Source organism: Glycomyces sp. MUSA5-2, assembly GCF_037034145.1.
Taxonomy (GTDB): domain Bacteria; phylum Actinomycetota; class Actinomycetes; order Mycobacteriales; family Micromonosporaceae; genus Glycomyces; species Glycomyces artemisiae.
In genome coordinates this window covers 1-277 of sequence record NZ_JBAGKG010000031.1, presented here as the reverse complement: position 1 = coordinate 277, position 277 = coordinate 1, and the positions used below count along the sequence as shown (strand labels likewise).

The 277-nt window shown below is 70.0% G+C and carries 1 protein-coding gene; it reads left to right on the top strand.

Going from position 1 to position 277, the window contains the following annotated elements:
* Window positions 1-277 (top strand): Gfo/Idh/MocA family protein (locus tag WA640_RS28705; protein ID WP_335992393.1); only part of this gene is annotated, 277 nt, incomplete at both ends.

Below are 277 nucleotides of genomic sequence, written 5' to 3'. Positions count from 1 at the left end.
CCGATGACCACGTTGGAGCAGCTCAAGGCCGTCCGCGAGGCGACCGCGCGCACCGGCCGCAAGTACGCGGTCTACTACGGCGAGCGCATCCACAACGAGGCCGCGATCCTCGCCGGGCAGCTCATCGAGCGCGGCGCGATCGGCCGGGTCGTGCAGGTCGTGTGCTTCGGCCCGCACCGCATCGGCGGCGGGCGGCCGGACTGGTTCTACGACCCCGCGCAGTACGGCGGCATCCTCTGCGACATCGGCAGCCACAACTTCGAGCAGATGCTCTACT